This is a genomic window from Longimicrobium sp., from assembly GCF_036399935.1.
Classification (GTDB): domain Bacteria; phylum Gemmatimonadota; class Gemmatimonadetes; order Longimicrobiales; family Longimicrobiaceae; genus Longimicrobium.
On record NZ_DASWMD010000055.1, the window covers coordinates 59570 to 68555 of the forward strand.

At 71.1% G+C, this 8986-nt stretch carries 9 protein-coding genes; 3 read left to right on the plus strand and 6 right to left on the minus strand.

Annotated features, from left to right (window positions below; translation table 11 throughout):
• Nucleotides 1–75 precede the first annotated feature (75 nt).
• The 6 genes from VGB24_RS17195 to VGB24_RS17220 form a co-directional block, all read right to left on the minus strand.
• A complete protein-coding gene (locus tag VGB24_RS17195; RefSeq protein ID WP_331074178.1) occupies nt 76–567 on the minus strand; it encodes a DUF3368 domain-containing protein in 492 nt (163 codons plus the stop codon).
• Nucleotides 564–812: a UPF0175 family protein gene (locus VGB24_RS17200; protein WP_331074179.1), complete on the minus strand. Its 249-nt coding sequence runs from the start codon at nt 810–812 to the stop codon at nt 564–566. Before VGB24_RS17200 ends, VGB24_RS17195 begins: the two co-directional genes overlap by 4 nt.
• Before the next feature lie 38 nt (nt 813–850).
• On the minus strand, nt 851–2785 hold the full coding sequence (locus tag VGB24_RS17205) for an ABC-F family ATP-binding cassette domain-containing protein (protein ID WP_331074180.1): 1935 nt from the start codon (nt 2783–2785) through the stop codon (nt 851–853).
• On the minus strand, nt 2782–3270 hold the full coding sequence (locus VGB24_RS17210) for an LEA type 2 family protein (RefSeq protein ID WP_331074181.1): 489 nt from the start codon (nt 3268–3270) through the stop codon (nt 2782–2784). The genes VGB24_RS17205 and VGB24_RS17210 overlap by 4 nt, the downstream gene beginning before the upstream one ends.
• Nucleotides 3271–3613: 343 nt before the next feature.
• Nucleotides 3614–4354: an ATP-binding cassette domain-containing protein gene (locus tag VGB24_RS17215; RefSeq protein ID WP_331074182.1), complete on the minus strand. Its 741-nt coding sequence runs from the start codon at nt 4352–4354 to the stop codon at nt 3614–3616.
• The gene (locus tag VGB24_RS17220; RefSeq protein WP_331074183.1) at nt 4351–5592 is read right to left on the minus strand and encodes a hypothetical protein; all 1242 of its coding nucleotides are present in this window, start codon (nt 5590–5592) and stop codon (nt 4351–4353) included. The genes VGB24_RS17215 and VGB24_RS17220 overlap by 4 nt, the downstream gene beginning before the upstream one ends.
• A gap of 271 nt (nt 5593–5863) precedes the next feature.
• Between VGB24_RS17220 and VGB24_RS17225 the strand changes: the two genes are divergently transcribed.
• From VGB24_RS17225 to VGB24_RS17235, 3 genes are all read left to right on the plus strand, one after another.
• Nucleotides 5864–6619: a DUF3108 domain-containing protein gene (locus tag VGB24_RS17225; protein ID WP_331074184.1), complete on the plus strand. Its 756-nt coding sequence runs from the start codon at nt 5864–5866 to the stop codon at nt 6617–6619.
• A 279-nt stretch (nt 6620–6898) separates the two neighbouring features.
• The gene (locus VGB24_RS17230; RefSeq protein WP_331074185.1) at nt 6899–7471 is read left to right on the plus strand and encodes a YceI family protein; all 573 of its coding nucleotides are present in this window, start codon (nt 6899–6901) and stop codon (nt 7469–7471) included.
• A gap of 100 nt (nt 7472–7571) precedes the next feature.
• Nucleotides 7572–8900, plus strand: coding sequence for a hypothetical protein (locus tag VGB24_RS17235; RefSeq protein ID WP_331074186.1), 1329 nt, complete (start codon nt 7572–7574; stop codon nt 8898–8900).
• The last annotated feature ends 86 nt before the right edge of the window (nt 8901–8986 follow it).

Genomic DNA, 8986 nt, shown 5'->3' on the forward strand with positions numbered 1-8986 from the left:
AGCCTGCGGCGGCGAAAAGGCTTGTGAGTCGCGGGAAGATAGATGGTGGCGAGCGGACCGGCCAGCGGGTTCGGATCAGAGTTCGCCCGCGTCGCGAAGCGCATTCTGGTAGAGCCCGGATCCGACGTGGAAGTGGAACGCGCTGATCACTTCGTCGAGCACCGGCTTTAGGGCCGGGATCAGCCCCCGACGCTTGGCAAGGATGAGTATTCCCACTACCCCGGTGATCTGGAGTGGATAACGCTCGGCCATCTTACGCGCGCGGAGATCATCCAGAACGATCGTCCTCACGCCGGCCTCTCTGGCCAGTGTGATCGCTTCCGACTCGCCCCGTCCGAGTCCGCCGGCGGTGAGGGCCTTTACGGCATCGAGGTTCCCGACCTCTCGGATCTCGATCCACGCTGCCTCAACCACCTCGGCAGCACCGGCGCGCCCGTGGGAGTCGAGTACGACCTCGTCATGAACTCCCCGCGGGATGAGCACTCGCTCGTACAGTGCCTCAAGCACCCACAGATGACGAACCGCGCTGAGGACGATGAGCGGAGAGGCGTTGCTGACCGCGATCACGCGCCCTGCTCGTACGCCCGGATCGCGGCAACATCCTGCTCATACGCGGCGTCATCGTACGGGATGGCGACGCCGCGGCTCGCGAGCAGGTGCTGGAACGTCACTCGCCCAACCCCGGAAAAGTCAGCCGCCCAGCCCATCGAGACTTTCTCGCGTTCGTAGAGCATGATTGCGAGTTCCAGCCGGAACTCGTCTTCCGTCATGTGCGTTACGAACAGCACCTCGTCCAGAACCGATCCCCCCATGTCTTCCCCCTCGCGTCCAGACCGTACGATCCGCAAATCTACACGCCGGCCAGCTCTTCGCCAACCTTTTCCCACGCGGCGTAGCTTTCGGCCAGCTCCGCCGTCAGGCGGTCGCGCTCGGCGGCCAGCGACTGGGGGCGCGACGGGTCGGCGCCGGCGGCGTACAGGGCCGGGTCGCCCAGGGCCGTCTCGATCTCGCCCACGCGCTCCTCGATCTCGGCGATGCGCGCTTCCAGCTTCTGCATCTCGCGCTCGCGGCGGCGGATCTCGTTCTTGGACATCGCCCCGCCGGCGGATGCCGAGCCCGTGGAGGCGCCCTTCGGCTCGGCGGCGCGGGCGAGCGTCGCGGTGGCGGCGGATTCGGCCTTGCGGCGCGCGCTCCACTCCAGCCACTCGTCGAAGGTGCCCGGGTAGTCCACGAAGCGGCCGTCCTCGTGCGCCCAGACGCGGGTGGAGATGGACGAAAGCATGGCGCGGTCGTGCGAGATGAGGATCACCGTGCCCTCGTATCCCTCCAGCGCCTCTTCCAGCACCTCGCGGCTCTCGATGTCCAGGTGGTTGGTAGGCTCGTCCAGCAGAAGCAGGTTGGCCTTCTGCAGGGTGATCTTGGCAAGCGCCACCCGGGCCTGCTCGCCGCCGGACAGGTCGCCCACGCGCGCCTCCTGCTCGTCTCCCGAGAACAGGAAGCGGCCCAGGTGGCTGCGCAGTTCGGTAAAGGTGAGCGACGGCGCCGCTTCCGCCACCTCTTCGCGGATCTTCCTGTCGGGGTTCAGGTGCGTGAAGTCCTGGCGGTAGTATGCCGGCCGCACCCCTGTCCCCATCGTCACCGAACCGCGCTCCGGCCGCGCGACGCCCGCCAGCACGCGCATCAGCGTCGACTTGCCGCAGCCGTTCGGGCCGACGAGCGCGATCCGCTCCGCGCGTGAGACCTCCGCACTGAAGGGCGAGAACAGCACGCGCGCACCATATGCGCACTGCACGCCGTCCACCTTCATCACCACCCCGCCGCTGCGCCCCCCGGACGCGAACTGCAGCCCCATCGCCTTCTCGTCGCGCCCCACCGCGGCCACGCGCTCCAGGCGGCTGAGGAGCGTGCGGCGGCTCTTGGCCTGCTTGGTTCGCGTGCCGGCGATGAACTTCTGGATGAATGCCTCTGTCCGGACGATGTGCGCCTGCTGCTGCTCGAACTGCTTGCGCTGCAGCTCGCGCCGGGCCTCGCGCTGGTCCAGGAAGCTCTCGTAGCCGCCCGTGTACGGGTACGCCGTCTGTTCCTCCAGGTGCAGGACGTGGTCCGCCAGCCGCTCCAGGAACACGCGGTCGTGCGAGACCACCATCACCGTGCCCGGGTAGCCGCGCAGGAACTCTTCCAGCCACTCGGTGGAGCGCAGGTCCAGGTGGTTGGTGGGCTCGTCCAGGAACAGGACGTCGGGCTGGGCGAGGAGCGTCTGCGCCAGGCGAAGGCGGCCCAGCTCGCCGCCGGAGAGGGCGCGGATGGGCTTTCCCCAGGTGTCCTGCGGAAAGCCCAGCCCTTCCAGCGTGGCGTCGGCGCGGGAGCGCATCTCGTAGCCGCCGCGGCGCCGGAATTCCTCGACGTGCCGGTCGTACGACTTCAGCAGGCGGCCCGCCTCGGCGGGATCGGGCTCGGCGCCCAGCTGCTCCAGCTCGCCCGCGATGCGCCGCTCCATCTCCACCAGGTCGGCGAAGGGCTCCAGCGCCGCCTCGTGCACGGTGGCCGCGCTCTGCTCGCCGCGGTTCTGCTTGAGAAGGGTGAAGCGCAGGCCGGGATGGCGCCACACCTCGCCCTCGGTCGTTTCATCTTCACCCGTCATCGTGCGGAACAGCGTGGTCTTGCCCACGCCGTTCCGCCCCACGATGCCCCAGCGTTCGCGCTCGGCGACGGTGAACGACACGTTGCGGAACACCCAGCGGTCGCCGTACTGCTTGCCCGCGTTCTGCAGCCGGACGATGGTCATCGGCCCCCGAGAACCATTACCGAGCCCGTCTTGCGGAAGGGCACCTCGCGGCTGGCGCCGCCCGCGCGCACCCGCACCGTGCCGTTGGCGCGGTAGCTGATCTGTCCGGAGCGAAGCACCGAGCGGAAGGCGTCGCCCAGCTCCGAGTAGCGGAAGTCGACGGGCACCTGCACGGTGCGGGTCTGGCGCGCGCCCACCTCGATGCGCTCGCTGTAGGTGCCGCTGCTCATCCGCTGCCAGGCGTTCTCGTTGGCGCTGTCGCGCGGCGCGCGGATGAACAGCTCGTAGCGCAGGTCTTCGGCGCGCACGCCGATGGGGTTGGGGTTCGTCACGCGGACGTTCACCAGCACCGTTCCGCCGGTGAGGCCCAGGCTGCCGATCTCCACGTTTTCCAGCTCGATCTCCGGGCGCTTGAAGCCGGTGCAGGCGGCGGATACGAACGCCAGCAGCGCGAAGATCGTGAGTGTCAGGGTACGAGTGGTCATCGGGTACTGCTCCGTCGTGAGTGAGATTTCGACAGCCCGTGTGGGGCTGATGTCGGCGCATTCGGCCGGGTGGCCCCTCCCCTGGCCCCTCCCTCGGCAAACTGCGCCGGGAGAGGGGGGAACTTCGGTCGCGGTTCGACGGGGGGCCTCGCATGCCGCGGGAGCCCCCTCCCCCCGGCCCCCTTCCCCCGCTGCGCAGGGGAGGGGGAGACCTGAATTGCCCTCCGGCTGGCCTCGCGCACTCGGCTGGCTCCCTTCCCCCGCGCAGTTTGCGGGGGAAGGGCTGGGGATGGGGGGCGCCGGCCCGAGCACCGGGCCTGCCTGCCCACACCTCCACCTTGCTTCAGCGCGGCCGGGTTAAGGCCCCCGGGTCTAGACCAAGAGAGGGGGCGCGGCGCCACGCCTCCCACTCGTCGCCCTCCAGCATCCGCCACTGCGCGCCCGGCTGAAGCATCAGGCCGCGGCTGCACCACGCGCCGACGAAGTCCAGGTCGTGGCTGCTCAGCAGCACCGCGGCTCCTTCAGCGCGGCGGGCGTCGAGCTCGGATGTCAGCCGCTCGGCGGAGGTGCGGTCCAGGCCGTTCAGCGCCTCGTCCAGCAGGATCGCCTTGGGGCCGTGCAGCAGTGCCGCGATGATCGCCGTCTTGCGCCCCATTCCCTGCGACAGCTCGCGGCACAGCGTGGATTCCGCGCCCGCCAATCCCAGCAGGTCAAGCAGCCGCGCCGATTCCCTGCCGGCCTCGCCCGCATCCATCCGGCGCGCCGCCGCCACGAACTGCAGCATCTCGCCCACCGTCAGCTCGGGGTACAGGAACGGCTGCTCGGGGACGAATCCCATACACTGCGCCGCGGCGGCGAGGTCCGTGAAGGGGTCGTGCCCGCACAGCCGCACGGTGCCCCGGTCCGGCAGCCGGTCGCCGGTGATGCAGCCCAGGAGCGTGCTCTTTCCGGCGCCGTTGCTCCCCAGCAGCGCCACCGCCTCACCCGGCCGCAGCGCGAAGGTCACGCCGTCGAGCACGTCGCGCTTTCGATACGCCTTCCGCAGCCCGTCCACCGCCAGCGGCGCAGATCGGTCCCGCATCATCGCCCCGCCGCGGCCAGCGACGCCGCCGAGCCCACCGCCGCGCTCGCCGCGGCCGCCAGCAGCCACATCCATCCACTCGAATCGGGCACGATCAATCCCCAGGTGATCCCCACACAAGCCGCCAGCGGCAGCGCCATCCCGAACGCAGCGGCCCAGCGCCCCAGCAGCCGGTCGCGCGCGGTCAGCCCCACGGTGCGGTCCATCCACCGCGTTCCGCCGCGCTCCAGTCGCCCCAGCCCGATCAGCGCGGCGGCGTGCATCGCCAGCACCAGCGCCCCCGCCCCCGTCACCCATCCCTGCACGGCGGCGCTCTCGCCCGCGCGGAGGAGCGCCAGCACGCAGATGATCGCCACGGGCCAGGTGATGCGGCCCGCCCAGCGGAACCGGCGCGACATCACGGCGGCGTCGCGCGCCCGCACGGCGCCCACACGCTGCGGCAGCACCCGCGCCAATCCCCGCCCGATCACCAGCCCCGCTTCGCCCGCGCGCGGCGGCGGCGCGTACGCCATCTCGTTCGCCTGCGGCCCGAACCGCGGCAGCGCCCGGGCGAACCGGCCCGCGCCCACCCATGCCAGCCCGACCGCGGCGGAGGCGAAAACGACCGTCCACACGAGGGGCGGCAGCGCGCCCACCAGCACCAGCCGCGCCGCGAACGCCCCCGCGATCACCGGCGGCAGCGGCGCCCACACCAGCGGCCCGGCGGACACCAACTCGGGATCGGGTCCCATCATCCGCGACGTCAGCTCCACCCGCCGGCCGGGTGTGACAATGCGCATCGCCGCCCCGCTCAATGCGAACAGTGCGGCGCCCCACGCGACCAGGCCTGCGGCGAGCGCCTCGGCAATTGGGACGGTGCCAAGCGCGCCGGTCGCCGCGTAGGGGATCATCAACAGCAGCACGACCGCGAGGGTCAGCGCGAAGAGCCGAAGGGCGCGCAGGGCGTACGATGCGCGCGGCGGAATCCCGAGCCGCCGCAGGAGCGCATCGTCCGCCGGGCGAAAGAGGACGGGATAGGCCCAGAACGCCACGGGAGACGAGGCGAGCAGGCCCAGCCCGATCGCCCCGTCGCCATCCGCCGCGTCCGGCCGCACCGACTCCGCGCCCAGCCACAGTGCCGCGATGCCCAGCGCGGCAGGCAGCAGCACCGCGACCCACGCACCCGGCCGCGGATGCCGGACGGGGTCCGCCAGGCGGCGAAGCTCGAGGCCAAGGAGAAGGCGGACCGCGTTGGATGCCACGATGTATGGGTCTGTGCGATTCGGTGCCGATCAGAGGCGCGGAATATGGACCGCGCCGGGCGACGGCGGCAACGGCTGTGGCTGAGTGTAGGGCTTCCCCACCCTCAGGAGAGGGACGCGCCCCACGCCGCGTTCGGCCAGCGGCGGACCCGCGCCGCGTCGCGCGAGCATATCGTCGTGTACAGGCGCGCGCCCTTCGCACGCGCAGGCATCACGGGCAGGGACGGACCGCATGATTGCGTCACGCTGGATCGACAGGAGCGCGGGAAGATTGCTGATCGCTTTGCTCGTCGCGGCGGCAGCGGCTCCGGACGCCGGGTCGCAGCCGGCGGAACCGGGGCTGCCCTTCGCGCCCGGCGAGCGGTGCGTGTACCGCGGCAGCAACCGCCTGGGACGCGTGGGCACCGGAACGATGTACGTGGAGGGACCGGCGCGCGAGGCGGGGCGAAGCACGTGGCTGCTGCGCTTCGACTTCAACGGGCGCCTGGGGCCGGTCGGCGTTACGGACCAGACCACGTCGTGGTTCGATCCCGCGGCGCGAGCCAGCGTGCGCTACGCCCAGCGAGAGCGCTCGCCCGTGTCGTCGGCCACGCAGGACGTGAGGATGGACCTGGCGGCGCGGCGCTGGCAGGGGCTGAACGGCACCGGCGGCGCCATGACGACGGCGGCCCCGCTGGACGAGCTCTCGTTCCTGTACGTGCTGCGGACGCTGCGCCTGGACGACGGCGACACCTACACGCTCAACCGCCACTACGAGCCTGGGCGCAACCCGATTACGGTGCGGGTCATCGGCCGAAGCACGGTGCGCGTGCCCGCCGGCGAGTTCCGGGCGATCGAGGTGGAACTGCGGGTGCGCGACCCCAACCGGTACGGCGGCGACGGCATCATCCAGGTGCACCTGACGGATGACGTGCGCAGGATCATGGTGCGAATGGAGTCGTCGGTGCCGCGCGCCGGGCGCGTGGTCCTGTCGCTGCAATCCGGCACCGGCGGGTGCGCCACCCCGGGCGGCATCGCCAGCCGCTGAAGCTGTCGCCGGAGATCCAAAGCGGGCCGCCCTCCCCCCGGGCGGTCCGTTTCTTCGTTCCCCGCCTGAGCCCCGCGTCAGGGATTTCTCGATCGGCACCGTCCACGCGGACCACACCGCGCTGCGCCCGGCACCCCACACCCCTTCCACGACCCACCCGACAATCCGCCCCCCTGCCCACCGCTAGCTTGGTTGCAGTCGGAGGGACGCAGCGGCGCCCCTCCCCGCCACGGGCCGGGGGCGGATGAGATCGCCGGCCGCGCAACGGGAGAAAGTACCATGCGCAATCAACTGTTCGCCGCAGCCATGCTGATCGCCACCCCCATGCTGCTCGCCTCGTCGGCGGCCACGCTGACCTTCGGCAACGGCAGCAAGGTGTGGGTGGAGGGCACGTCCACCGTTCGCGGCTTCCGCTGCGAGAGCACGCAGGTGGCCGGCACCGCCGACGCCACCGGCACCGAGCTGAGCCAGGTGGGCCAGGCCCGCGGCGAGATCACCATTCCCGTGCAGACGCTGGACTGCCGCAACGGCACGATGAACGGCCACATGCGGAACGCCCTCAAGGCCGCGCAGAACCCCGCCATCCGCTTCCGCGCCACCTCGGTGCGGGTGACACCCAGCAGCCCCGCGCAGGGCACGGTGGCGATGACGGGCCAGCTGACCATCGCCGGGCAGACGCGCGAGGTGACGATCAACGGCACGGCGGCGCGTGAGGGCAATGGCCTGCGGGTGCGCGGCAGCGAGCGGATCACCATGACGGACTTCGGCGTGCAGCCGCCCCGGCTGATGGCGGGGACCATGAGGGTGCACGCGCCGGTGACGGTGGGCTTCGACGTGGTGCTGAGGCCCTGAACGATGATCGGGCGGCGGACGGGTTCCGCCGCGGCAGTGAACGGGGGCGCACCTCCGCGCCCCCGCTGGACCGGAGACTCCGGCTGACGGAGAAAGTTCGATGAAAACCCTCAATCGTACGCTGCTGATCGCGGCCGCCCTGGTGGCCGGCCCCCTCGCGGCGCAGGACATTCCCGGCGGCGGCGTGGCCACCCCGGCCGACACCACCCCACCCGCCGCCGTTCCGATGGCGGCCGTCACCGTCGGCTCGCCGGCGGCCGGCGCCATCGGCCAGTTCGAGGCGCCCAAGCAGGGGCTGGAGTTCAACGGCCTGACGATGCAGATCGGCGGCGCGTTCGCGCAGACCTTCCAGTCGCTCGACCACGAGAACACCGCCACCCCCGCGGCCAAGACGGTGCTGGGCGAGATCCGCCCCGGCTTCAGCCTGGCGAACGCCAACCTGAACATCGGCGTGCAGCTGGCGCGCGGCATCCGGGTGGATTTGGAGAGCTACATGGCCAGCCGCCACCACAACGAGTTCTGGGTGAAGGGCGGCTTCGCCACCATCGACGCCTCGCCCTTCGACGTGCCGGTGCTGAACCGGATCATGGAGTTCACCACCATCCGCGCCGGCCACTTCGAGATCAACTACGGCGACGCGCACTTCCGCCGCACCGACAACGGGAACGCCCTGCGCAACCCGTTCGTCGAGAACTACATCCTGGACGCGTTCACGACGGAGATCGGCGCCGAGGTGATGCTGCGTGGGCCCATGGGCACCTTCGTCCTGGGCGGCGTGACCACGGGCGAGAACAAGGGCAACATCAAGGAGGGCGCGGTGGATGCCTCGCCGGCCTTCCTGGGCAAGCTGGGCTTCGACCGCCAGCTCACCGACGCCCTGCGCCTTCGCCTGACGGGCAGCATGTACACAGCCGAGTCGTCGCCCGCGGTGACGCTGTACGGCGGCGACCGCACGGGCTCGCACTACTGGGGCGTGATGGAAGACAGCTCGACGCTGCGCCAGGGCACCGCGTTCACCAACGGCCGCATCAACCCCGGCTTCAGCAACGAGATCCGCGCCCTGCAGCTGAACCCCTACGTGGAGCTGGGCAACCTGGAGGTCTTCGGCGTGATCGAGCGGGCCAGCGGCAAGACGGCCGCCGAGGCGGAGCGCCGCGAGGTGAACCAGCTGGCCGGTGACGTGGTGTACCGCCTGTTCGACGACCAGCTGTACGTGGGCGCCCGCTACAACCGCGTGAACGGCGACTTCGCGGGGCAGAAGGACCTGGAGGTGCGGCGCACGGCCGTCTCGGCGGGGTGGTTCCTGACGCGCAACCTGCTGACGAAGGTGGAATACGTGACGCAGGAGTACGACGGGTTCGCGGCCACGGACATCCGCAGCGGCGGCAAGTTCAACGGGTTCCTGATCGAGGGCGTGATCGCCTTCTGATCCAGGGCATCTCGGGGGCGCCGTCCCGGGTCGATCGACACCGCGGCCTTCTTACCGGACGCGCGCACGGAGCGGGGAGCCCGATC